23 protein-coding genes are annotated in these 21,734 nt (G+C 66.5%); 3 read left to right on the top strand and 20 right to left on the bottom strand.

What is annotated here, in order from left to right:
* Positions 1-82 precede the first annotated feature (82 nt).
* The 14 genes from panC to dacB all read right to left on the bottom strand — a co-directional run bounded on the left by panC (position 83) and on the right by dacB (position 13,790).
* Positions 83-1,012, bottom strand: coding sequence for a pantoate--beta-alanine ligase (gene panC / locus AC4D2Q_RS05760; RefSeq protein WP_490945605.1), 930 nt, complete (start codon positions 1,010-1,012; stop codon positions 83-85).
* Positions 1,009-1,932 (bottom strand): Rossmann-like and DUF2520 domain-containing protein, encoded by a 924-nt coding sequence (locus AC4D2Q_RS05755; protein ID WP_490945604.1) that lies wholly within the window; start codon positions 1,930-1,932, stop codon positions 1,009-1,011. The genes panC and AC4D2Q_RS05755 overlap by 4 nt, the downstream gene beginning before the upstream one ends.
* Positions 1,919-3,481 (bottom strand): PH domain-containing protein, encoded by a 1,563-nt coding sequence (locus tag AC4D2Q_RS05750; protein WP_490945603.1) that lies wholly within the window; start codon positions 3,479-3,481, stop codon positions 1,919-1,921. The genes AC4D2Q_RS05755 and AC4D2Q_RS05750 overlap by 14 nt, the downstream gene beginning before the upstream one ends.
* On the bottom strand, positions 3,478-3,990 hold the full coding sequence (locus AC4D2Q_RS05745; protein WP_490945602.1) for a PH domain-containing protein: 513 nt from the start codon (positions 3,988-3,990) through the stop codon (positions 3,478-3,480). Before AC4D2Q_RS05745 ends, AC4D2Q_RS05750 begins: the two co-directional genes overlap by 4 nt.
* On the bottom strand, positions 3,983-4,495 hold the full coding sequence (locus AC4D2Q_RS05740; protein ID WP_490927520.1) for a DUF3180 domain-containing protein: 513 nt from the start codon (positions 4,493-4,495) through the stop codon (positions 3,983-3,985). The genes AC4D2Q_RS05745 and AC4D2Q_RS05740 overlap by 8 nt, the downstream gene beginning before the upstream one ends.
* 6 nt (positions 4,496-4,501) lie before the next feature.
* Entirely contained in the window at positions 4,502-5,002 is a 501-nt protein-coding gene (gene folK / locus AC4D2Q_RS05735) for a 2-amino-4-hydroxy-6-hydroxymethyldihydropteridine diphosphokinase (protein WP_490927519.1), read from the bottom strand.
* Positions 4,999-5,421 carry a dihydroneopterin aldolase gene (gene folB / locus AC4D2Q_RS05730; protein WP_490927518.1) on the bottom strand — a complete coding sequence of 141 codons (423 nt, stop codon included), beginning with the start codon at positions 5,419-5,421 and terminating at the stop codon, positions 4,999-5,001. The genes folK and folB overlap by 4 nt, the downstream gene beginning before the upstream one ends.
* A gap of 3 nt (positions 5,422-5,424) precedes the next feature.
* On the bottom strand, positions 5,425-6,330 hold the full coding sequence (folP, locus tag AC4D2Q_RS05725; RefSeq protein WP_490945601.1) for a dihydropteroate synthase: 906 nt from the start codon (positions 6,328-6,330) through the stop codon (positions 5,425-5,427).
* Positions 6,331-6,344: 14 nt separating this feature from the next.
* Positions 6,345-6,962 carry a GTP cyclohydrolase I FolE gene (gene folE, locus AC4D2Q_RS05720; protein ID WP_490945600.1) on the bottom strand — a complete coding sequence of 206 codons (618 nt, stop codon included), beginning with the start codon at positions 6,960-6,962 and terminating at the stop codon, positions 6,345-6,347.
* A 70-nt stretch (positions 6,963-7,032) separates the two neighbouring features.
* Complete coding sequence (gene ftsH / locus AC4D2Q_RS05715; protein ID WP_490927515.1) at positions 7,033-9,138, bottom strand: ATP-dependent zinc metalloprotease FtsH; 2,106 nt, start codon at positions 9,136-9,138, stop codon at positions 7,033-7,035.
* Between the two features lie 217 nt (positions 9,139-9,355).
* Positions 9,356-9,907, bottom strand: a complete 552-nt coding sequence (gene hpt / locus AC4D2Q_RS05710) for a hypoxanthine phosphoribosyltransferase (RefSeq protein WP_490927514.1) — start codon at positions 9,905-9,907, stop codon at positions 9,356-9,358.
* Positions 9,908-9,943: 36 nt separating this feature from the next.
* Complete coding sequence (gene tilS, locus AC4D2Q_RS05705) at positions 9,944-11,068, bottom strand: tRNA lysidine(34) synthetase TilS (RefSeq protein ID WP_490945599.1); 1,125 nt, start codon at positions 11,066-11,068, stop codon at positions 9,944-9,946.
* A gap of 30 nt (positions 11,069-11,098) precedes the next feature.
* Positions 11,099-12,241 (bottom strand): zinc-dependent metalloprotease, encoded by a 1,143-nt coding sequence (locus AC4D2Q_RS05700; protein ID WP_490945598.1) that lies wholly within the window; start codon positions 12,239-12,241, stop codon positions 11,099-11,101.
* Between the two features lie 61 nt (positions 12,242-12,302).
* Positions 12,303-13,790, bottom strand: a complete 1,488-nt coding sequence (dacB, locus tag AC4D2Q_RS05695; protein ID WP_490945597.1) for a D-alanyl-D-alanine carboxypeptidase/D-alanyl-D-alanine endopeptidase — start codon at positions 13,788-13,790, stop codon at positions 12,303-12,305.
* Positions 13,791-13,996: 206 nt separating this feature from the next.
* Here dacB and AC4D2Q_RS05690 point away from each other — a divergent pair, with 206 nt between their 5' ends.
* Together AC4D2Q_RS05690 and AC4D2Q_RS05685 are read left to right on the top strand one after the other, a co-directional pair.
* The gene (locus tag AC4D2Q_RS05690) at positions 13,997-14,542 is read left to right on the top strand and encodes an inorganic diphosphatase (RefSeq protein ID WP_490927511.1); all 546 of its coding nucleotides are present in this window, start codon (positions 13,997-13,999) and stop codon (positions 14,540-14,542) included.
* Between the two features lie 147 nt (positions 14,543-14,689).
* Positions 14,690-15,358 (top strand): hypothetical protein, encoded by a 669-nt coding sequence (locus AC4D2Q_RS05685; protein WP_490945596.1) that lies wholly within the window; start codon positions 14,690-14,692, stop codon positions 15,356-15,358.
* A 3-nt stretch (positions 15,359-15,361) separates the two neighbouring features.
* On the opposite strand, the gene AC4D2Q_RS05680 is transcribed toward AC4D2Q_RS05685, so the two are convergent.
* Together AC4D2Q_RS05680 and serS are read right to left on the bottom strand one after the other, a co-directional pair.
* On the bottom strand, positions 15,362-16,207 hold the full coding sequence (locus AC4D2Q_RS05680) for an HAD family hydrolase (protein WP_490945595.1): 846 nt from the start codon (positions 16,205-16,207) through the stop codon (positions 15,362-15,364).
* A 125-nt stretch (positions 16,208-16,332) separates the two neighbouring features.
* A complete protein-coding gene (gene serS / locus AC4D2Q_RS05675; RefSeq protein ID WP_400929929.1) occupies positions 16,333-17,610 on the bottom strand; it encodes a serine--tRNA ligase in 1,278 nt (425 codons plus the stop codon).
* Positions 17,611-17,674: 64 nt separating this feature from the next.
* On the opposite strand from serS, the gene AC4D2Q_RS05670 reads away from it, so the two are divergent.
* Positions 17,675-18,793: a diacylglycerol/lipid kinase family protein gene (locus AC4D2Q_RS05670; RefSeq protein ID WP_490945594.1), complete on the top strand. Its 1,119-nt coding sequence runs from the start codon at positions 17,675-17,677 to the stop codon at positions 18,791-18,793.
* Here the strand turns inward: AC4D2Q_RS05670 and AC4D2Q_RS05665 are convergent.
* From AC4D2Q_RS05665 to AC4D2Q_RS05650, 4 genes are all read right to left on the bottom strand, one after another.
* A complete protein-coding gene (locus tag AC4D2Q_RS05665; RefSeq protein ID WP_490945593.1) occupies positions 18,790-19,167 on the bottom strand; it encodes a hypothetical protein in 378 nt (125 codons plus the stop codon). The genes AC4D2Q_RS05670 and AC4D2Q_RS05665 overlap by 4 nt on opposite strands.
* Before the next feature lie 153 nt (positions 19,168-19,320).
* The gene (locus AC4D2Q_RS05660; protein WP_490945592.1) at positions 19,321-20,292 is read right to left on the bottom strand and encodes a DNA topoisomerase IB; all 972 of its coding nucleotides are present in this window, start codon (positions 20,290-20,292) and stop codon (positions 19,321-19,323) included.
* Positions 20,293-20,346: 54 nt separating this feature from the next.
* The gene (pheA, locus tag AC4D2Q_RS05655; RefSeq protein WP_490945591.1) at positions 20,347-21,309 is read right to left on the bottom strand and encodes a prephenate dehydratase; all 963 of its coding nucleotides are present in this window, start codon (positions 21,307-21,309) and stop codon (positions 20,347-20,349) included.
* Positions 21,306-21,623, bottom strand: a complete 318-nt coding sequence (locus AC4D2Q_RS05650) for a rhodanese-like domain-containing protein (protein ID WP_490945590.1) — start codon at positions 21,621-21,623, stop codon at positions 21,306-21,308. The genes pheA and AC4D2Q_RS05650 overlap by 4 nt, the downstream gene beginning before the upstream one ends.
* Positions 21,624-21,734: the final 111 nt, after the last annotated feature.

Genomic DNA, 21,734 nt, shown 5'->3' with positions numbered 1-21,734 from the left:
CACCCTTAAGTTTACAGAGCTGCGCGAAGGGGGTTTACGGCCGGCGCCCAGCTTGCTCCCGGCTGGCGCACAGACCGCTGGGTCAGCTGGTTTCCGTGCCGGGCTGCAGCGGCAGGTTGTCGATCAGGCGCACCGGCCCCACGCGTGCGGCCAGGAGTGCCAGCGCCGGTGTTTCCAGCGGGCCGTTTTCGTCCGCCAGCGGCTGCAGCGTTTGCGGGTCCACGATGTCGAAGTAGTCCAGTTCCACCAGCGGTTCTGCCGCCACCAGGGCGACGGCGGCGTCCAGGTCTGCGGGCCGGCCGGCGGCAACCCGTTCCTGCAGGGAGAACAGGGCGCGGGAGAGCACCGTTGCTGCCCTGCGCTGTGCCGGGTCCAGGAAGACATTGCGGCTGGATTCGGCCAAACCGTCAGCGGCGCGGACCACGGGAACACCAATAATTTCAGCGTCGAAGTTCAGGTCCGCGGCCATCCGGCGGATCAAGGCCAGCTGCTGGGCGTCCTTCTGCCCGAAGTAGGCCCGGAACCGGACGTTCGGGGCGGTGGGGGATGCAGTGGGGGATGCATAGTGGAGCAGCTTGGCCACCACGGTCAGTACGCCGTCAAAATGCCCCGGCCTCGAGGCTCCCTCGTAACGGGCACCCAGCTCTCCCGAGCTGATCCGCACCAGCGGTTCTCCGTCCGGATAGACCTCCGCCTCAGCGGGCGCAAACACCAGGTCCACGCCGGCCGTACCCAGCAGTTCAAGGTCGGCCTCTAGGTCACGGGGGTAGCGGCGCAGGTCTTCCGGATCGTTGAACTGCAGGGGGTTAACGAACACGGAAGCAACAACTACGTCGTTCTCCGCCCGGGCGGCATCCATCAGGGAGCGGTGCCCCGAGTGGAGGGCGCCCATGGTGGGGACCAGACCAAGGCTTTGCACCGCATTCCCGCCGGACTCTGTGCCGGCGGCAAGGGCTTCAGCGATGGCGCTTTTCAGTTCAGCTGCGGTGCGCAGCACGCGGGGAGCGTTCACCGCGGTCCTTCCGCGTCGAGGGTCAGGGCATCAATGACGGCCTGGCCGCGCGTCTCGCTGAGCAGTCCCCGGTCAATGGCGCGCCGCGCAGTGGCCAGTGACAGGGCGCGGTAGGTGTCCTGCAGATCGGCGCTGTCCTGGCGGCTCAGCTCCTGCAGGTGCGCGGCCACGGTGCCGGCGTCGCCGCGGGCCACCGGACCGGTCAGTGCGTGTTCGCCGGAGGCCAGGGCGTTTTCCAGCGAGGCCCGCATCAGGGGCCCCAGCAGCCGGTCGGGGTTTTCCACTCCGATGTCCTTGAGCAATTGGACTGACTGGGCGGTGATGGTGACGAGGTGGTTGGATGCGTGGGCCAGTGCCAGGTGGTAATTGACCCGGTCCGCCTCGTCGATGACCACCGGCTCGGCGCCCATTTCCACCACCAGCGCCTGGGCAATGGGCAGCACGGCGGTGGGGGCGGTTACCCCGAACGAGCAGTCGGCCAGCCGGGTCAGGTCAAGGCTCATCCCGGTGAAGGTCATGGCCGGATGAAGTGCCAGCGGGATGGCTCCGGCGCGGCGGGCGGGTTCGAGGATATCCGTGCCGAACCGTCCCGAGGTGTGGGCCACCAGCTGGCCTGCCTGCCAGGCATTGGTCTTCGCCAGCCCCGCCACCAGCGGCCCCAGGGCGTCGTCGGGCACGGCCAGCAGCACCAGCTCCGAGCGCTCCACAATTTCCGGAATGTCCAGGACCGGTACGCCGGGCAGCAGGTTCGCTGCGCGCTCGCGGCTTTCCTCGCTGACTGCAGAGACGCCGACGACGGCGTGTTCAGCGGCCCGCAGGGCCGCACCCAGTACGGCACCCACCCGGCCGGCACCAATGACGCCGATTCCCAGCCGGCCGCGCCTTCGCTTGTCGGCCGTGCTCGTCTCAGCGCTGTTCATGGGGAATCTCCTTGGAAAACGGATCGGTGGGGGTGGTTGGAGCGGGCGAGTTCCAGGAGCCGGTACGGTCCCGGCGCCGGGCCTCGCGCGCCCGGGTCGCCTGTTCCCGGAAGAGCCGGCGGGCGGCGTCGTCGTCCATTTTGCGGATCCGCGGCCGGACCGGGCCGGGCGTTGAGTGCAGGACCAGGTCGCTGGTGGCAAAACGCCGGCGCAGCGGGCCCTGCTCCAGTGCCATCGACTGGGTGCGTTCATGCGGCACCACGGACAGCACGCGCCAGAGCGCACCGCTGCGGATCAGCAGGGCTGTGTCGGTGAGGACGAATCCGTTCCGGCGCCAGGCCAGCGGTGCGATCCAGCGGGCCCGGCGGGGGGTGGTCGCGAAGCCGGCCTCGTTGTCCCGCCCGGTAATGCCGGCCGTGAACACGTCAATCGGACGGTCGGTACCCGGCTCCGGCAGGACCAGGGCGAGGATGTCAAAGACTTCGGAAAGGGTTCCGGCCGGCAGGAGCTTGGTGCGGGCCTGCCCTGCGTTGTTGCTGCCGGTTCCGTAACCGGCCACGTTCACGGAGATCCGATACCAGCCCGTGAGCCGCCACAGGGGCGGCTGCGTCACGGACACTGCCTGGATCCGGCCCGGGGGGACCGTCTGCGTGCGGGTGTCCAACAGTCCGTACCGGACCCGGATTCCGTCCCGGGACACCGAGGCCCGGAAGTTGAAGGAGGTGGAAAACTCCGTCCAGAAGCCGCCCGCCGCACCGAACAGGAGGGGCAGCAGGATGGCCAGGCTGAGGGGCGCGCCGGTGAGGGCGGTGAGGATAATAACGGCGGCAATTCCGGCAATCAGGAACAAGCTGGTTCCGGAAAGCAGCGTAGCGGCAATGACTCTTCCGGGGGTCAGCGCCAGGATGGGCTGCTCGGGGGCTTCGGCGACGCCCGGAGCTGTTCCGGCTTCAACGACGGCGCTGCCGTCACCGGTAACAGCGGTTCCGGCAGCCGCTGTCCCGGGATCCGCCGTCGCCGTCTCCGCTGCGGGATTCGCCGCGGGGGCGAGGGCGCCGGAAGCACGGCCCAGGATGAGGGCCCGCAGGCTCCTGGCGTCGTCGACTTTCAGGTACGCCAAATGGACGGCGGATTCGCCGGCGTCGGCAACCTCGAACCGCAACTCAGCCAGCCCGAAGAGCCGCGCCAGCAGCGGCTGGACAATGTCAATGGCCTGGACCCGGTCCAGGCGCGCCTGGCGCTGCTGGCGGAAGACCACTCCGGAGTGGACCCGGACGTGATCATTGGTGACCTGATAGCGGGTGAACCACCAGGACAGGAAGAACAGGCCGGCAAGGATCAGCAGGATTCCGGCGAGGACGGCCGCGGCGATCAGCAAGGTGGTGCCGTCCGGCGGGCGGGCGGGGGCGCCGCCGTCGTCGTGGCCGGCAAAATCCTCCACCCAGTTCCGGCCGAGGATGAAGGCGAACGCGGCGAGGGCAATCCAGCCGCGTACCAGGGGCGAAACGGGGTGGACGCGGGTCCATTCCCCGCTGTGCGGGGTGCTCACAACCCTGCCAGCTGCGCTTCGCCGCGTTCGGAGAGGTGCTCCCTCAGCCGGGCGCCCTCTGATGCGGGCAGGCCGGGCAGTGCTGCGTTGGTGCCGGGGGCGGCGGTGTGGAGTTTGAGGGAGCACAGGCCAAAGGCCCGCTCCAGGGGCCCAACGGTGACATCCACGTACTGCATCCGGCCGTAGGGCACCACCAGGGTGCGCTGGAAAAAGATGCCGCGGCGCAGCAGGAAGTCCTCGTTGCGTTCGGCATAGCAGACGGCGCGCACCTGGCGCGGCAGCAGCACTCCCCGCCACAGATAAGCCGCCGCTACGACGGCGGGCAGTCCCCAGGCCAGCCATGAGGGGATCCAGGCCCAGTCCGCGGCGGCAAGCATGATCAGGGGAAGGCAGCAGAGGGCCACCATCAGCACGGCTTCCACCGCCCAGCCGATAAGGCGGACCGTGAGGTATTTGGGCGAGACGTGCTCCCAGGACAGGCCGTCCGGGTCGATCGCTTGACTAGGCATATTCTCCGTCTCCCGGTTCTTCCCTGGCGTCCGGACGGGCTGCCGTTCCGCCGTGTCCGTTGGAGTCGTCCGGCGGCAGGCGGCAAAAACGTTCCACCAGGAGGCCGACGGAGATCATGAGGACTCCTCCGGCGATCATAGCCACTGATCCCCAGGTGGCGGCATGCCCGGGACGCAGCGACCACAGCGGCAGCAGGTCAATGAAAATCCCGGCGTGCCAGCCGAGCAGCAGGGAGCCGGCATATGCGGCGGCCTGGGCCAGGACCAGCGTGCGTGCCGCGGCGATCGGGTCCAGCTCGCGGGTTCGGTTGCCCTGCTGCCAGCGCCGCACGCGCAGGCCGAGGATCAGGGTGGCCCCGGATATCAGCAGCACAGTGAGCAGCCCAACGATGCTCAGGACGGGAGTGGGCAGGGAATTGCGGGCGGCCCAGTTGTTGACCAGCCAGCCGGCCACACCGGATCCGACGGCGATGAGGGCCAGCCAGCGGTAGCGGATGTTCCCCATGGCGGGTTAGTCCCCCTCGAAGATTTCCAGGCCGGGAAGGTCCTCTGCCCGGGCGGCGAGCTCGGCAACGGGAGTTCCCGAAAGCACGGCGTCCGGGTCCATCCATGCCCAGGGCTGCAGCACAAAGGCCCGGGTGTGCGCCCGCGGATGCGGCAGGGTGAGGGTTTCGTCCGCCATCTCGGTGTCCCCGTAGGTGATGATGTCGACGTCGAGCGTCCGCGGCCCCCAGCGCACCTCGCGCGTGCGGTGGTGGAGGGTTTCCACCGCCTGGCAGTGGGCCAGCAGCTCGTGCGGAGCAAGGTCCGTCTCCACCGAAATCACCAGGTTCAGGTAGTCGGGCTGCTCCGGACCGCCCACCGGCCGGGTCCGCACCACGGGGGAAACCGCCTGCAGCCGCACGCCGGGATGGTCCGCCAGCTCAGCCACGGCACGCGAAAGGGTGTCCCGGCTTTCCCCGAGGTTGCTGCCCAGGGCCAGGACGGCGGTCACCGCGCCCGGCGCGGTCATGAGCGGTCCCGGCGGATGGTGACTGATACGTCGCCGAACGGCACCGTGATGGGCGCCTGCGGCTTGTGCACGGTGACCTCCACGGCATCAACGCCGGCATAGCCGGCGAGGACGGCACCGGCAATGCGTTCTGCCAGGGCCTCGATCAGGTTCAGCGGTTCGCCCGCAATGATTGCAGCCACCTGCTCGGCAAGTTCGCCGTAGTGGGCGGTCTGCGTCAGGTCGTCACTGATTCCGGCCGGGCGCAGGTCAGCATGCAGGACAACGTCCACCACGAACGGCTGGCCGTTGCGCCGCTCGTCTTCAAATACGCCGTGAAATCCCTGCGCGGTGATGCCGGTAAGGGTAATGGTGTCGCGCAGGGGGCTGCGGGCGGGAGCCTCAGTGTTCAGGGTGTTCGCCCTTCCGGATGTGGTCATGGGTTAGCCCTTCCAGGCAGCAGTGGTTTTGACGGCAGCCGCGCTGGGGCTGACGTTGTGTACGCGAACGCACCAGGCATTGGAGAACGCGGCCAGGGCCGTGACCGCCGTGGTGGCGTCATCACGTTCCCGGGGCGGAACCGGGCGGCCTCCCGTGGCCAGCAGGGTGCCAAGGAAACGCTTCCGGGAGGCGCCGATCAATACCCGGTGGCCCAGGCCGTTGAGTTGATCCAGGGACCGCAGCAGCTCCCAGTTGGATTCCCCGTCCTTGGAAAACCCCAGCCCGGGATCAATGATGATCTGCTCGGGCGAGACTCCGGCGGCGTAGAACCGCTCCCGGATCTGGCTCAGTTCGGCGATGACCTCGTCCACCACCGAGGTGTAGGACGCGTTCGGGTCCTTGCTGCGGACCGCGCCGCGGCTGTGCATGAGCACGTAGTGGACCCCCGTGCGGGCTATCAGCTCCGGCATCTGGGGATCCACGTCCATGCCGGACACATCGTTGATCAGGACGGCTCCGGCGTCAATGGCTTTTTCCGCCGTGGAGGCATTCATGGTGTCCACGCTGACCAGGATGCCGGCCTTCACCAGCGCCCGGACCACGGGCAGGATTCGGTCCTGTTCCTCTGCGGGGCTCACCCGGGCGGAGTCGGGCCGGGTGGATTCGCCGCCCACATCAATGATGTCGGCGCCTTCGTAATGCATCTTCAGCCCGGCGTCGACGGCGGCTCCGGATTCCTCGAAGCTGCCGCCGTCGCTGAAGGAATCGGGTGTCACGTTGAGGATTCCCATCACGAGCGTGCGGCCGTCCGGGAGTTCCTCGAACCGGCGGGGCGCCCGGACGGACCGCACCAGCCGAAGCGGCGAGGTGGCGGGGCCGGTTCCGGGAGCGGCAGCGAGTGAATCCATGGTGGTCAGGCTTCCTAACGTCCGAGTATCAGGCTCATTGCTTCCGCGCGGGTGGCCGTCTCACGGAGCTGTCCGCGGACCGCCGAGGTGACTGTTTTGGCTCCGGGCTTGCGCACGCCGCGCATGGACATGCACAGGTGTTCGCACTCAAGAACAACTATGGCACCGCGCGGATCCAGGTTCTCCATGAGCGCTTCAACAATCTGGGTTGTCAGCCGCTCCTGGACCTGGGGGCGCCGGGCGTAGACCTCCACCAGCCGGGCCAGCTTGCTCAGGCCGGTGACCTTGCCGTCCTTGGAGGGAATGTAGCCAATGTGGGCGGTGCCGTGGAACGGCACCAGGTGGTGTTCACAGGTGGAGAAGAACGCAATGTCCTTCACCAGCACCATTTCTTCATGCTCAATGGCAAAGGTGGTGGCCAGCAGGTCCGCCGGGTTCTGGTGGAGGCCGGCAAAAATCTCGGCATAGGACTTCGCCACCCGTTTGGGCGTGTCCTGCAGCCCTTCCCTCTCCGGGTCCTCCCCGATGGCCAGGAGGATCTCGCGGACCGCCTTTTCGATTCGGGGCTGGTCCACGGGAGCCAGGGATGCGGAGAGATCCTCCGCGGTCAATTCATCGTCGAAATCCGTCACTGGTTGATCCTACCGTGGCTGGCCCCAACGACGGCGGCCCGGCACTTTCGTGCCGGGCCGCCGTTTGCGGTTACAGGTTGTTTTGTTCCGGGTTCTCCGTGCCGCCGGCCCGGTTGGCGGTTCCGCCGGAACCGGGGTGCGACGGCCCGCTGCCTTCTGCCTGCGGGAGCCCGTTGCTGGACACATCGAAGTCCTGCGGCAGGTCCGCGTCCGCAATCTGGTCCTGCGGGGACACAGTGTCCGGATCAGGCTGGCCGCTGGCCACTGCTTCCCGGCGTTCCTTGGCGGAAACCACGGGCGGCAGGCTGTGCACCGGGCGGGTGGGCTTGGAGAGCCACACTTCGCGGACATCGCGCTTGCGGACGTCAGCAAACACCTCGGCGATTTCGGCCTGGTTAAGCGTCTCGCGTTCGAGCAGTTCCAGGGCCAGCCGGTCCAGGACGTCCCGGTTTTCGGTCAGGATCTGGTAGGCCTCGTCATGGGCGTTGTCCAGCAGGCGCCTGACTTCCTCATCCACCACGTAGGCAACCTGGTCGGAGTAGTTCCGTTCCTGGCTCATGTCCCGGCCGAGGAACGGCTCGCCGCCGCCGGAGCCGAGCTTCACCGAACCAATCCGCTCGCTCATGCCGTACTGGGTGACCATCTTCCGGGCCGTGGAGGTGGCCTTTTCGATGTCATTGGAGGCGCCGGTTGAGGGATCGTGGAACACGATTTCCTCAGCCACGCGTCCGCCCATGGCGTAGGCCAGCTGGTCCAGCAGCTCATTGCGCGTGATGGAGTACTTGTCATCCTGCGGCAGCACCATGGTGTAACCCAGGGCACGGCCGCGCGGCAGGATGGTCACCTTGGTCACCGGATCGGTATTGCGCAGTGCAGCCGCCACCAGGGCGTGGCCGCCCTCGTGGTACGCGGTGATCTTGCGCTCGAGTTCCTTCATGACGCGGCTGCGCTTCTGCGGACCGGCGATGACGCGGTCGATGGCTTCGTCCAGGGCCCGGTCGTCAATGAGCTGGGCATTGGAGCGCGCGGTCAGCAGAGCTGCCTCGTTCAGGACGTTGGCCAGATCCGCACCGGTGAAGCCCGGGGTCTTGCGGGCCACGGTTTCGAGGTCGACGCCTTCGGCCATTGGCTTGCCCTTGGCATGAACCTTCAGGATCTGCAGGCGTCCCTGCATGTCCGGAGCCTCAACGCCGATCTGGCGGTCGAAGCGGCCCGGGCGCAGCAGTGCGGGGTCCAGTACGTCGGGGCGGTTGGTGGCGGCGATCAGGATGACATTGGTGTTGCCGTCAAAGCCGTCCATCTCCACCAGCAGCTGGTTCAGCGTCTGCTCGCGTTCGTCGTTTCCGCCGCCGACACCGGCACCGCGGTGGCGTCCGACGGCGTCGATCTCGTCCACGAAGATGATGGCCGGGGAGTTGGCCTTCGCCTGCTCGAACAGGTCACGGACGCGGGAGGCGCCCACGCCAACGAACATTTCCACGAAGTCGGAACCGGAGATGGAGTAGAACGGCACTCCGGCCTCGCCCGCAACAGCACGGGCCAGCAGGGTCTTACCGGTGCCGGGAGGGCCGTACAGCAGCACGCCCTTGGGGATTTTGGCCCCAACGGCCTGGAACTTGGCCGGGTCCTGCAGGAACTCCTTGATTTCGTGGAGTTCCTCCACCGCTTCGTCAGCTCCGGCTACGTCGGCGAAGGTTACCTGCGGCATGTCCTTGTTGGTCAGCTTGGCCTTGGACTTGCCGAACTTCATGACCTGGGATCCGCCGCCCTGCATGCGGGAGAGCAGGAACCAGAAGATCACGCCAAGAATGATGAAGGGCAGGAACAGTCCGAGGAAGCTGGTGAACCAGTTGGTCTGCACCGGCTGATCGGTGAATCCGTTTGCGCCTGAATCGTTAACGGCGTCAACAATGTCCTCGCCGCGGGCAGCGCCGAAGTAGAACTCGACATTCTTGGCCGGCTGCGGGTCATCGCCGCGCAGCGTCAGGTCAACACGCTGTTCACCGTCGTAAATCTTGGCCTGTTCGACCTGGCCGGATTTGAGCAGGTTCAGGCCTTCGCTCGTGTCCACCTTTGTTGCCCCACTGGGGGAAAGGGTGGGAAGAATGAGCACAAGAAGGGCCAGTGCCAGGATTATCCAAATGCCCGGGCCCTTGAAGAAGTTCTTAGATTTCATTCGTCGTCAGGGCTGACGCCCCGTCCCTCCTGATCAACAACGCTGATAATGCGCGGAAATATACTCGAACAAGCTATACACCGTCCTCCGAAGGAACACGTCCGGAATACCGGGAAAGTTCCCTCAGGGCGTAGCCGCCGGCGTGATGCTGATCGCAGATGCGGCACCGGACGGCAGCCCGCTGGCCGCCGTCCGGTGCCGCATGGTGCGGTGGTGCCTACTCGTAGACGTGCGGCGCCAGGGTTCCGATGAAGTCCAGGTTGCGGTACTTCTCGGCGAAGTCCAGGCCGTAGCCGACGACAAACTCGTTGGGGATCTCGTAGCCGACGTACTTGACGTCGATTTCAACCTTCGCCGCGGTGGGCTTGCGCAGCAGGGTGCAGATCTCGACGCTTGCCGGTCCGCGGGACTGCAGGTTGGTGCGCAGCCAGGACAGGGTCAGGCCCGAGTCGATGATGTCTTCGACGATCAGCACGTGCTTGCCCAGGAGATCGGTTTCGAGGTCCTTCAGGATGCGCACCACGCCGGAGGACTGCGTGCCGGAGCCGTAGGAGGAAACAGCCATCCAGTCCATGGTGACGTGGCTGTGCAGGGCGCGGGAAAGATCGGCCATCACCATCACAGCACCCTTGAGTACGCCTACCAGCAGGACATCACGCCCTGCGTAGTCGCGGTCAATCTCGGCTGCGAGTTCGGCAACCCGTGTTTGGATCTGCTCTTTGGTGTAGAGAACGTGCTTGAGGTCTGACTGGACGTCGTGTGAATCCACGAATGGCTCCCGGGTGCGAGATGTTGCAGCTGGATTTTAGGTGCTGCTCTTTTTCCTAAACACAAGATTGCCATAGCCGGAGGGACCTTGGGGAACGGGATAGCCGCGCACCTGCCGGTACACGCTGACTTTTCCGACCAGTTCCACCGGCCCGGCCGAGCCGGTGCGGCGCAGCAGGGCTTCCACTGAACGAAGCCGTTCATAGCTGGGCTGGGCTCCGCCGAGTTCTACGGCGGCGAGTGCCAGAACGCGCTGGCGCACGGCGGGAGCCAGCTCACGCAGCGGCGCTTCCGGCAGCAAAATTGTGTCCGCTTCCGCAGCGGATGCGTTCTCTGCGGATGCCGGAGCGGTGCGCAGCCGGGCAAAGGTCTCCGCGCTGACGGTGTCCAGATAATCGGCGTCGTTGGCGAGGATACGTGAGGAACGGAACAACGCCTCGGCAATGCCCGGGCCCAGTTTTTCCTCCAGGAAAGGCAGGACCTCGGCTCGGACCCGTGACCGGGCAAAGGCCGGATCCGTGTTGCTGGGGTCGTGCCACGGGTCCAGGCCGAGGCTCTCGCAGATTTCCTCGGTCTCGCTCCGGCGCAGTCCCAGCAGTGGACGCAGGTACGCTCCGCGAACCGGCCGCATGCCGGCCAGGGACCGGGTTCCGGATCCCCGGGCGAGCCCGAGGAGCACCTGTTCAGCCTGGTCGTCGAGGGTGTGGCCCAGCAGGACGGCGTCGGCTCCGGTCTCCGCCACGGCAGCGTCCAGCGCCGCATAACGCACGGTCCGTGCTGCTGCCTCGGGCCCCATTCCGGAGGCCGGCACCGACACGGTGCGGACCTGGACCGGTTCCAGTCCCATGCGGATGAGTTTGGCCGCCGCTTCGGCGGCAACTTCGGCAGAGCCGGCCTGCAGGCCATGGTCCACGACGACGGCGCCCACCCGGTAGTCTCCGCGGCGGGCGAAGAAGGACGCCGCTTCGGCCAGCGCCAGGGAATCGGGTCCGCCGCTGCAGGCCACCAGCAGCAGGGGCGGCGGTGAAGACGCAGTGCCGCGGGGTTCCAGGCCGGCATCCCGGAGGGCGTCGCGCAGCATGTTGCGGGCCTTGCCCAGAGTCGGGTTCAGGCGTTTACGCAGCCGGCCTGCCGGAGCGGGCCCGGAGTGTGGAACAGACATATTCGAATCAGTTTGCTGAGGCACGTGCGGTTAGAGTCCCATCCGGGTCATCCACAGGGATGGATTGTGAATTTCAGCTTCAGTGGGCAGGTTGTCCGGACCCTCCCAGACCCGGTTGAACCCTTCCATTCCGGCCCGGTCAACTACGGAGCGGACAAATTTCGAACCGTCCTTGTACTGGCGCATCTTTGCGTCCAGGCCCAGGATCTGCCGGAAGAAGCGGTCCAGCCAGCCGTGGCTCTTGCCCCGGGCATTGAACCGCTGGCGGATGGTCTTGACGCTGGGAACAATACTGGCGTCCACGGCATCCATCACCACGTTGGCGTGTCCTTCCAGCAGCGACATCACCGCTGTCAGGTGGGACATCCGGGCCTTGTCTTCGGGGTCCTGCAGCAGGGACATGAGGTCCAGCGGGCGCCGCGGCACGCCGTCGTCGTTATTCCGGCCGGTCAGGGCCTCGCGCCCCTGAGGGGAGGCAAGGGTTTTGGCGGCCGAGCTCAGACGCTCTGACAGCGTTTGGGCCTTGTCCATCAGACCGTTCGTCAGCTGGCCCATCTGCTCCACCATGTGTCCGCGCAGCCAGGGAGCGGCAGCGAACTGCACCCGGTGGGTCTGCTCGTGCAGGCATACCCAGAGCCGGAAATCAGCCGGATCCACATTCAGCTCACGTTCCAGGGTGATGATGTTCGGTGCCACCAGCAGCAGCCGGCCGCCGGAGGGCCCGCCGGGGGTTTGGGCCGCGAAGGGATCATACTGTCCCAGCACCTTGGAGGAGAGGAAGGCCAGGACCGCACCGAGCTGGGCACCGGTCAGGGTGCCGCTGATGGCGGCGTTGGCGCCTTTCAGCTCGTCCGGGTGCGTGCGGGCGAGGGTTTCCAGGGCCGGGTTCATCAGCGCGGCGAAGCTGCGCGAATTGGCTTTGGCCCACGACGCACGGTCCACCACAAGCACCTCGGAGTCACGCAGGTCCCGGGCTGCTTCCAGGCCGGTGATCCGATGCACGTGGGTGACGGCTTCGTCAGCGCGGGCCCGCAGGTCAGCCACTGCTGCGCGGATTTCGCGGGCCGGCATCTTGGGTCCCGGCGACACCAGGGTTGCAGCCGTCCCGGCGGCCAGATCCCAATTCACCAAGTCGGCGGCGGCCGGGGGACGGTGCTGCTCATAGCTCTCCATTGGTCCATCAGACCACACAGGTCCCCCATTTTCAGGAGGGTTCGCTGTACGCCGAACGCGTTTAGCTGCACCCGCATCCGGCCAGGGCCGCCGCAGCTGCATCCACTGCGGCACGTGCTTCACCGGTGTTGGCCTCCAGTCCGTTGGCCACAAAGGCGAAGGCCAGGAGCCTGCCGTCCACGTCGGTCACGAAGCCGCTCAGGGAAGTGGCGGCAAACAGGGTTCCGGTTTTCGCGCGGATCAGCCCCGCGGGCGGTGCCTGGCCTTCGGTTTCGGTTCCGGTTCCGGCCGCGGACCCGGCGCCGGTGAACCGGGACGCGAGGGTTCCGCTGAGCCCGGCGACAGGCAGCGAATATGGCAGGTCCCGGACGCTTTGGTCAGAAGAGGTCAGTGCAGCCTGCACGGTTCCGGCCAGCTGCCGGGCGCTGATGGCTGTTCCGGCGCCCAGCCCGGACACATCGGCCAGGTCCAGGCCCGCGCTGTCCACTCCCAGTTCGGAGACGGAAGAAACGACGGCGTCTGCCGCACCGTCAAAGGAGGCCTCGCCGCCGCGGGCGAGGGCGGTCATCCGGCCCAGTGCTTCGGCCAGATAGTTGTCCGAGGTCAGCAGCATCTGCCGCACCTGTTCCGACACTGTGGCTGAGGACGCGGACACCAGGAGGGCGGCGGCGTCGTCGGCCGTTGCGCGCCGCACTCCGGGATCCACGTCAAAGCCGTATTTCACCGAGGCGGCTGCCAGATGCCGGGCGAACGCTTCCCCGGCGGCAAGCGCCGCGTCACCAACCCGAGGACCGGACTGCTGCCCCTCAACGGCCCACGCCGAATTAAGGGCCAGCGGATACAGGGGTGCGGCTTCTCCTGCTGCCACATCCTCGGAATTCCAGGACGGGGAGAGGGAAGGGCCGGTGAACAGCGTGTCATCGACGCGGACACTGACCGTGGTGCCGCGGCTGTTTGGAGCCAGGGCTGCGGCGGTTTCTTCGGCCAGCGTCTGCAGCCCCGCACGCCCCACCGTGGAATCCGGATCCGACGCCCCCGAGCCCAGGAGGACATCTCCGCCGCCGGCCAGCACAACGGTGCCCGGTTCGGCGCCTGCATACACGGCGGTTTGGAACCGGGCCTCCGAGCCGAGGACCGAGAGCGCCGCCGCGGCAGTGAGAATTTTCAGGCTGGACGCGGGGGTCACGCGGGCACCGCCGTCGAGGTCATAGAGGACCTCGCCGGTCAGCCCGTCCAGAACGACGCCGGAGAAGGTTCCGCTGCCGGAAAGCACCAGTTCGGCGTCCAGCAGCTCTGCCAGCTTGGCCGGATCCGGCGGAACCGTGCCCGGGCCGGCCGGGACGGGAAACTCGGTGCCGTCCGAGGTGAGGCGGGCCGGGGCCTGCTGATGCGCGGGAACCACCACCTGCCGGCGGGGCTGCTCGTTCCCCAGAGCCGCCAGCACCGGAGGTCCCGCATAAAAGCACAGGGGGACCACCAGAACCGCCAGTACCAGGGTCAGCAGGAGGCCGAAGAATGTCCGACCCATGGCCTCACCAATGCTTTCCACTAACCGCTTTTCACTGCGGCAAAACAGTGATTACGGACCAAGACATATATGTTTAAGACTAGACCGGCGCCGCTGCCCGCACTGACGCGGACAAAGATGCGGCTGTTGGCGCTTTATCAGCCTAGGTTTGCGGCACCGTTTTTGAAGACACCGCCGCGGCCTGTTCCGTTTTGTGGTGCCCTGCACCACACCCCAGAGGAGTATCCATGAAGCTCGACGTCACCATCGAGATCCCCAAGGGATCCCGGGTCAAGTACGAAATTGACCACGAAACCCATCGCCTGCGCCTGGACCGCATTCTTTTCACGTCCATGGCCTACCCCACCCACTACGGTTACTTCGAGAACACCCTGGGTGAAGACGGCGATCCCCTGGACGCCCTGGTGATGCTGCAGGACTTCGACCTGATGCCGGGCGTGCTGGTTGAGTCCCGTCCCATCGGCGTCTTCAACATGGTGGACGACGGCGGCGGAGACGCCAAGGTCCTCTGCGTGCCGGTCGATCCGCGCTTTGACCACATTCAGGACATCTCGGACGTTTCCGACTTCCTGCTGGATGAAATCAAGCACTTCTTCACCAAGTACAAGGACCTGGAGCCGGGCAAGTGGGTTGAAGCTGCAGACTGGGCCGGCCGTGAAGCAGCCGAGACCGAGGTTGAAGCCTCCCTGGAGCGCTTCAAGGCACACGGCGAAGGCCACGAGGACGACGAGCCCCAGGGCCGCGACGTGGACGCCGACCCCAAGAACAACTAGCAGCATCCGCGGACTCCCTGCGGGTCCTGCTTGTGCAGCGCGCGGCGGCGGCTGTCCCCTGGGAGGGGACAGCCGCCGTCGTCGTTTGCTCAGCGCGCCGCAACCGGAATTGGTTGTTTTGGTGCGCCGGTCTGGCATGCTGATGCCATGCATTTTGTGCTGACCATCAACCAGCGGGATTCCCGCGAATCGGGGGACCTGGTTCCGGAGCTCATCCGTTCGCTCCGCCATCTGCCCGCCGCCGTTCCCTTTCAGCGCTCGGTGGGTGATGAAGCGCAGGGCGTGCTGGCCGACGCGTCCGCCGCAGTGGACGCCGCGCTGGCCGCCGTCCGGCAGCGGCGCTGGAATGTGGGGATCGGCGTCGGCGAACTGCGCCTGCCGCTGCGGCAGGGCGTCCTGGACAATGACGGTTACGGACTGGTGTATGCCCGCCGCGCCGTGGAGCGGGCACGGAAAGCCGGTGAACGCATTCCGCTGGCCGTGGACGGCCCGGACCCGGGCATTGCTGCGGAAGCGCAGGCCGTACTGCGGCTGCTGGGACAAATCGTGGCCAGCCGCACCGACGCCGAATGGAAGGTCCTGGACCTGATGACGCCGGGCGCCCGCGGGCAGCAGAAGTACGTTGCGGAGATTCTGGGCATCACGTCCCAGGCCGTCAGCAAGGCGGTGGTGCGATCCCACTGGCAGGAGGAATGGGCCACCCGGCCGGCCGCGGCACGCCTGCTGTCCCTGTGTGCCGGCCCCGCGGCACTTGCGCCCGCTGTCCCGGTAGGCGCATCTGTTCAGGCCGCCGAACCGGCCCTGCAGGATGCCTGAGGGCTATCCGGCGGCGAGGCTGCGCAGCACCGTGGCGGCACCGTCTTCGTAGACGGTTCCCGTCACTTCGGTGGCCGCTTCCAGCACTTCCTGCGGAGCCTGCCCCATGGCTACGCCGCGGGCGGCCCAGCCGAGCATTTCAATGTCATTGCGGCCGTCACCCATGGCAACCGTGTACTTGCGGTCAATGCCGAGGCTGCTGCGCACCTTTTCCAGGGCGCTGGCCTTGGTGACGCCCTCGGCGGCGATGTCCAGCCAGGCCGTCCATCCTACGGAGTAGGTCACGCCGTGCAGGCCGATGGCCCGGACGGCCTCGCCGAATTCTTCGGCCGTGGAGTCGACGCTGAAGACCACCACGCGCACAGCTTCGGCGCTGCGCAGCCGTTCAAAGTCCACTGCCTGAGCCTCCACACCGAAGCTGGCGTCCTGGAAGCGCTCGGTGGAAAGGAAGTTTCCGGAGGAATCTTCGAGCGCGAACTTGGCGGTGGGCAGCGTGATCCGCAGTGCGTCCAGTGCCGGTTTGGGATCAAAAACCACGCGGTCGATCACTTCGTAACCGTCCGGCAGGGAGGTGTCCACACGCAGGGTGACGCCGCCGTTGGAGGCGACGCAGTACCCCTTGGTGATACCCAGGCGCTCCAGGACGGGAAGTGCCGCGCCGTAGGACCGGCCGGTGGCAATCACCAGCTGGTGGCCGGCGGCAATTGCCGCCTCTGCGGATTCGCGGACACCCGGGGACATATGTCCGTCGTGGTCCACCAGGGTGCCGTCCACATCCAGTGCCACGAGGTGAACAAAACGGTCAGGATTCTGCCGGTCTTCGATGCCGGTGCTCGTCAAAATAGTCATCGCCTCATTTAAACAGATGACCGCAGATCCGGAAAGGACGCGGCTCACAAATGTGTGTGCAGGTGAGGTACAAAGCAGGCCCTGCTCCGGCTTTAGCGAAACGGGGCCTGCTCAGCACCGGCGGCCTACAGGACGGGAAGAACTTCCAGACCGCCCAGGTAGGGCCGCAGCGCAGCCGGAACATTGACGGAGCCGTCCGGGTTCTGGTGGTGCTCAAGGATGGCCACGATCCACCGGGTGGTGGCCAGGGTGCCGTTGAGGGTGGCGACGGCACGGGTGCCCTTGCCCTCACCCTCCTGGCGTTCACGGATGTTCAGGCGCCGGGCCTGGAACGTGGTGCAGTTGGAGGTGGAAGTGAGCTCGCGGTAGGCGTTCTGGGTGGGAACCCAGGCTTCGCAGTCAAACTTGCGGGCGGCGGACATTCCAAGATCTCCGGCAGCGGTGTCAATCACCCGGTAGGGCAGCTCCACCTTGGCCAGCATCTCCTCTTCCCAGGCCAGCAGGCGCTGGTGCTCGGCAGCGGCGTCTTCGGGCTTGGTGTAGATGAACATTTCCACTTTGTTGAACTGGTGGACGCGGATGATTCCGCGGGTGTCCTTACCGTGTGATCCGGCTTCACGGCGGTAGCAGGATGACCAGCCGGCGTAGCGGACCGGCCCGCCGTTCAGGTCCAGGATTTCATCGGCATGGTAGCCGGCCAGCGGCACCTCGGAGGTGCCCACCAGATACAGGTCGTCTTCGGCGAGACGGTAGATCTCGGCGTCGTGCGCCACGTCAAAGCCGGTGCCCTGCATGGTTTCGGGGCGGACCAGGGTGGGAGTAATCATGGGCACAAAACCGGCCTGGACGGCCTGATCCATCGCCATGTTCAGCAGGGCCAGCTCCAGGCGGGCACCCACGCCGCGCAGGAAGTAGAACCGTGAGCCGGAAACCTTGGCGCCGCGTTCCATGTCGATGGCACCGAGGAGCTCACCGATTTCCAGGTGGTCGCGGGGCGTGAAGCCTTCGGCCTCGAAGTTCCGCGGCGTGCCGACTGTCTTGACGACCTCGAAGTCATCCTCCCCGCCGGCGGGAACACCGTCGGAAATCAGGTTGGGGATCCGGCGCAGCAGCGCGTCGGATTCGGCCTGGGCGGCATCGGCCTCTGCACCGGCTGCCTTCACGGCACCGGCGAGTTCCTTGACCTCGGCCAGGAGTGCCTGCTTTTCCTCACCCTTGGCTTTGGCGACACGCTTGCCGAAGGCGTTCTGCTCGGCGCGCAGGTTTTCAAACCTGGTGCGCGCATCACGGCGCGCGGCGTCGGCAGCGATGATCGCATCCACCAGGGACTCGTCCGCCTGGCGGGCGCGCTGGGAGGCTCGGAATTTATTCGGGTTTTCGCGGAGCTCATTTACATCGATCACGATTCAAGAGTACCCAAAAGCCGGACAGGGGCAGGCACCGGCCGGGGTTAGGCTGGGAACCACTATGTCTACGCCCCTGATCGTCCTTCTGGCACTGCTGGCCGCTGCCCTGGTTGCCCTGTCAGTTTGGGCCGGGCTGCAGCGGCGCCGGCGTCTTGCCGCCGGGCGGGTCATCGTCAAGACACTTGCCCCCGGCCACCAGCGGGTGGCCATGGTGCTCAATCCCGTAAAGGTGCAGGCGCCGGCGGCGCGCGCACTGCTCGCCCAGGCGTGTGAACTGGCGGGGTGGGACCCGCCCCTGATCCTGGAGACCACCCGCCAGTCCCCCGGGTACGAACAGGCGCGGCTGGCAGTGGAGCAGGGAGCCGACGTCGTACTTGCCGGCGGCGGCGACGGAACCGTCCGCGAGGTGGCACGCGCCCTGGCCAACACTGAGGCGGCGCTGGGACTGCTGCCGCTGGGAACGGGAAACCTCCTGGCGCGCAACCTGGGGCTGCCGGTGGCTGATCTTCCGGCGTCAATCCGCACGGCGCTGCACGGAGATCAGCGGCGCATCGACATGGGCACCATCAGCTTTGAAAACTCGGACAACGGCGACCACAGCAGCAGCGCGTTCCTGGTGATGGGCGGAATCGGCCTTGATGCCGAGGTTATTGCGGCCACCCGGGATGACCTGAAGAAGCGGGTGGGCTGGCTGGCCTACAGTGAAGCGGGCGTGCGGCTGCTGCCCGGGCGCCGGACCCGCATGAGTATTTCGGTGGACGGCGAACCGCCGGTGGCCCGCAAGGTCCGCAGCGTCCTCTTCGCGAATCTTGGCCGGCTGCCCGCCGGGATCGATTTCATTCCGGAAGCCAGGATGGACGACGGACTGCTGGACGTCGTGGTCATGTCACCGCGCAGCCTGGCCGGATGGCTCTGGGTTGCGGGCAAGGTGGTCACAAAGAACCCCCGGAAGATCCCGGTGATCGATTACCGCCGGGCGAAGACGGTGGAGATCCGCGTGGCGCAGCCTACGCAGACACAGCTGGACGGAGACCTGACCGGAGCCGCCACCACTGTTCGGGTGCAGGTGGATCCCCTGGCGCTGCTGGTCCGGGCACCTTCACCGGACCAGCAGCCAGCCCGGCCGCAGTTTGCGCACAGCGGTGCGCGTTCCCCGGGCCGGGCAGGCGGACGAAGCTAGTCCTGGGTGCCCTCGGCGTCCGTGTAGCCGCCCTCGCTCTGGGAGGGCTTGGCGCCGCCGGTGTCGTCGCGGTCCGTGTACTCGCCTTCAGGCTGGGAGGACTTCGCGCGGTCGGCGTCATCACGGTCCGTGTATTCGCCCTCAGGCTGGGAAGCCTGAGCACTTTCGGCGTCATCACGGTCCGTGTACTCGCCGTCATTGTTGTGCTCCAGCGAGGCGGGGGAAGCCTGTTCGCGGATCAAAGCCTCTTCTTCGGCAAACCGGATGTCGTTGCCCTGGTCGCCGGCATCGCCGCGCAGGTTGTCATCGCCGGTGGACTGGCCGCTGGGCTTCGGGTCGGTCAGCTGTTCTTCCTCATTAGGGTATTCAGACATTCGCTTAGCCTTCCTGAACGTTGAGACAGGACCAGCTTTCAGTCCTGCACCTGGTGTACGGAGAATCGCCGCACCTCTTCCATCAGCATACTGATGAACGCGGGAACGGGAAAAGCGTCGCCGGGCGGAGAAAAAGCCAAGCCCGGGCGCAGCTCATTCCGTGAGCATGAGCCGGACAGCGGTCTCCGAGGCTGAAAATCCCGCCACATCAATGACTTCCCCGTCAAAAAACCGATCCACCACCCGGGGGTCAATATAGGATTTGCGGGCAATCGCCGGCGTGTTTCCCAAATGGTCGGCGACCTTGCGGGCGGTTGCCGACGCGGCTTTCACCTTCTCCCGCTTCGTGGACGCCAGGGGAAAGGCCCGGGCCAGATGCATGGCTGCCACCACTGTGGCCTGCCAGGTCCGGAAATCCTTGGCTGAAAACTCCCCGCCGGTCACTTCCCGCAGGAAGGCGTTCAGGGCGGACGCGGAAATACTGTGCCACTGTCCGTCCGTTCCCTCATATGCCAGCGCAGTGTCGGGGTTGGAGCGGGCAAGCATCGGCGCCAGCGCCGCCACCAGGTCGGGGTCCCTTATCAGGGTGTGCCATTCCTGCCCGCTCTTGCCGGGGAAGTCGAACCGCACTTCGTCGTCCTGCACCGTGACGTGCTCAACGCGCAGGGTGGTGGTGCCGTAGGAGCCGTTGGCTTCCGCATAGCGCTCTCCCCCGATCCTCAGCGCACCGGCGTCCACAATGCGCAGGGCGGCCGCGTAGGCGCGCTGCGGGCCGGAGCCGTCCGAGCGCAGGTGCTTTGTGATCAGCCGCCTGGCCGCCGGCAGCGACTGGGCGAAGGCGAGGGAACGGTCAAACTTCTCCCGGTCCTTCAACTCCCGCCAGTGCGGATGGTAGATGTACTGCCGCCTGCCGGCCCCGTCCGTTCCCGTGGCCTGGATATGGCCGTTGGCGTAGGGGCTGATCCACACATTGGTCCACGCCGGAGGAATGGCGAGCGAACGGATCCGCTCCAGTGCCTGCCGGTCCGTCAGGATGTCCCCGTGCAGCCCGCGGTAACTGAATCCGCGGCCCCATCTGCGCCGGGAGTACCCCGGGTGCTCACAGTTAGTCCGCCGCAGCCGCACCGTGAACCTCTCTTTCCGGGGATGCCCCTTTGCATGATTCTTCCTGCGGAGAGATTAGTCCTTGAGGAGCCCCGCCAGCCAGCGGTCCGCGGACCGGAACGCTTCATCGGTGTTGTGCTTGGGGATTTCCGGTTCGCGGCGGTCAGCCCGGGGGTAGGAGCCAAGGAACCGCAGCTTCGGACTGATCCGGTGCAGCCCCTTGAGCGCGTCCGCGATCCGGGCATCGGCGATATGCCCCTCGGCGTCGATGCTGAAGAAGTAATCCCCGAGGAACAATCCGGTAGGCCGGGATTCAATCCGGCTGAGGTTTACCCCGCGCGCGGAAAACTGGTCCAGGATCTCCATCAGGGCACCCGGGTGGTCCTCCGGCAGAGGAACCACCAGCGTGGTCTTGTCCGCACCGGTGGGTGCCGGCAGCGAAGTCGGCAGGCTCACGAGCACAAAGCGGGTTACGGCGTCGGCAATATCGCCGATATCCGTGGCCACGACGTTCAGGCCGAGCCGCTGCGCCACCAGGGGTGAGCAGATGGCAGCATCAAAGGCCTGATCCACGGCTTTCAGGCCCACGGCCGCGGCGGCAGTGGAGGGTGCGGGAATATATTCTGCCTGCGGAATATTCTTATTTGCCCACTCCCGGCACTGCGCCCAGGCGTGTGAATGGGTGGAGACGGTACCGATATCAGCCAGGCCGCTGCCCGGCCGGGCCGCCAGGACAAAGGTGATCGGAACCAGGATTTCCCGCAGGATCCGCAGCGGCTCACCGGCGGAGACAGCGTCCAGGGTGGCACTGACGCCACCCTCCACCGAGTTCTCAATGGGCACGACGGCGGCATCCGCGCGTCCGGTGCGCACCATCTCCAACGCGGCGGTCACACTCGTAGCCGGAACCCGTACGGACGCCTCAGCACCGGGGACCTGCAGAAGCGCGGCCTCCGTGAAGGTGCCTTCCGGCCCCAGATAGGTGTAGGTCATCTCTGAGGCTGTTGGATCCGCCGGTGAGCGCAGCGATGAACTCATACGACGGTGGGATCCTGGCCGTTGTCGGAGACCATGGGCTTCCCGGCTTCCAGCCAGACTCCCATGCCGCCGTTCACGTTGACAGCTGTGTAGCCGTGGGATTCCAGCCAGGCAGTTGCCTTCGCGCTGCGTCCACCGCTGCGGCAGATAACGGCCAGATCCTGATCGGGATCCAGGTCATCCAGGCGGTCGGGAAGGGTGCCCAGCGGAATGTGGAGGGCGCCGTCAATATGGCCGGCTTCCCATTCGTAGTCTTCACGCACATCCAGGATCTTGGCATCCTTGCTGATGGCGTCTACCGATACGCTTTCCATTTCCGGTTCCTGTCCTTTCGTTCGGGGCATCCGAGAGTACGCCCCGTGGTGAACTTTCTCCCAGCCTATAGTGGGAGCCCTGCCCGGAAAATAAACGCCCGTCCCGGAGGT

This window comes from Arthrobacter sp. TJ-178 (genome assembly GCF_058269275.1).
Note: the sequence above shows the minus strand (reverse complement) of the source record. Positions and strands in the feature narration are given on the sequence as shown.

Excerpts from the sequence above, each read along its gene's own strand:
- AC4D2Q_RS05650 (WP_490945590.1), bottom strand. The coding sequence starts at position 21,623 with ATGGAAAGCGTATCGGTAGACGCCATCAGCAAGGATGCCAAGATCCTG.
- pheA (WP_490945591.1), bottom strand. The coding sequence starts at position 21,309 with ATGAGTTCATCGCTGCGCTCACCGGCGGATCCAACAGCCTCAGAGATG.
- AC4D2Q_RS05670 (WP_490945594.1), top strand. The coding sequence starts at position 17,675 with ATGTCTACGCCCCTGATCGTCCTTCTGGCACTGCTGGCCGCTGCCCTG.
- AC4D2Q_RS05740 (WP_490927520.1), bottom strand. The coding sequence starts at position 4,495 with ATGGGGAACATCCGCTACCGCTGGCTGGCCCTCATCGCCGTCGGATCC.
- AC4D2Q_RS05690 (WP_490927511.1), top strand. The coding sequence starts at position 13,997 with ATGAAGCTCGACGTCACCATCGAGATCCCCAAGGGATCCCGGGTCAAG.
- AC4D2Q_RS05700 (WP_490945598.1), bottom strand. The coding sequence starts at position 12,241 with ATGGAGAGCTATGAGCAGCACCGTCCCCCGGCCGCCGCCGACTTGGTG.
- AC4D2Q_RS05680 (WP_490945595.1), bottom strand. The coding sequence starts at position 16,207 with ATGACTATTTTGACGAGCACCGGCATCGAAGACCGGCAGAATCCTGAC.
- AC4D2Q_RS05665 (WP_490945593.1), bottom strand. The coding sequence starts at position 19,167 with ATGTCTGAATACCCTAATGAGGAAGAACAGCTGACCGACCCGAAGCCC.
- AC4D2Q_RS05755 (WP_490945604.1), bottom strand. The coding sequence starts at position 1,932 with ATGAACAGCGCTGAGACGAGCACGGCCGACAAGCGAAGGCGCGGCCGG.
- tilS (WP_490945599.1), bottom strand. The coding sequence starts at position 11,068 with ATGTCTGTTCCACACTCCGGGCCCGCTCCGGCAGGCCGGCTGCGTAAA.
- ftsH (WP_490927515.1), bottom strand. The coding sequence starts at position 9,138 with ATGAAATCTAAGAACTTCTTCAAGGGCCCGGGCATTTGGATAATCCTG.
- folB (WP_490927518.1), bottom strand. The coding sequence starts at position 5,421 with ATGACCACATCCGGAAGGGCGAACACCCTGAACACTGAGGCTCCCGCC.
- folK (WP_490927519.1), bottom strand. The coding sequence starts at position 5,002 with ATGACCGCGCCGGGCGCGGTGACCGCCGTCCTGGCCCTGGGCAGCAAC.
- AC4D2Q_RS05745 (WP_490945602.1), bottom strand. The coding sequence starts at position 3,990 with ATGCCTAGTCAAGCGATCGACCCGGACGGCCTGTCCTGGGAGCACGTC.
- folP (WP_490945601.1), bottom strand. The coding sequence starts at position 6,330 with ATGGATTCACTCGCTGCCGCTCCCGGAACCGGCCCCGCCACCTCGCCG.
- AC4D2Q_RS05685 (WP_490945596.1), top strand. The coding sequence starts at position 14,690 with ATGCATTTTGTGCTGACCATCAACCAGCGGGATTCCCGCGAATCGGGG.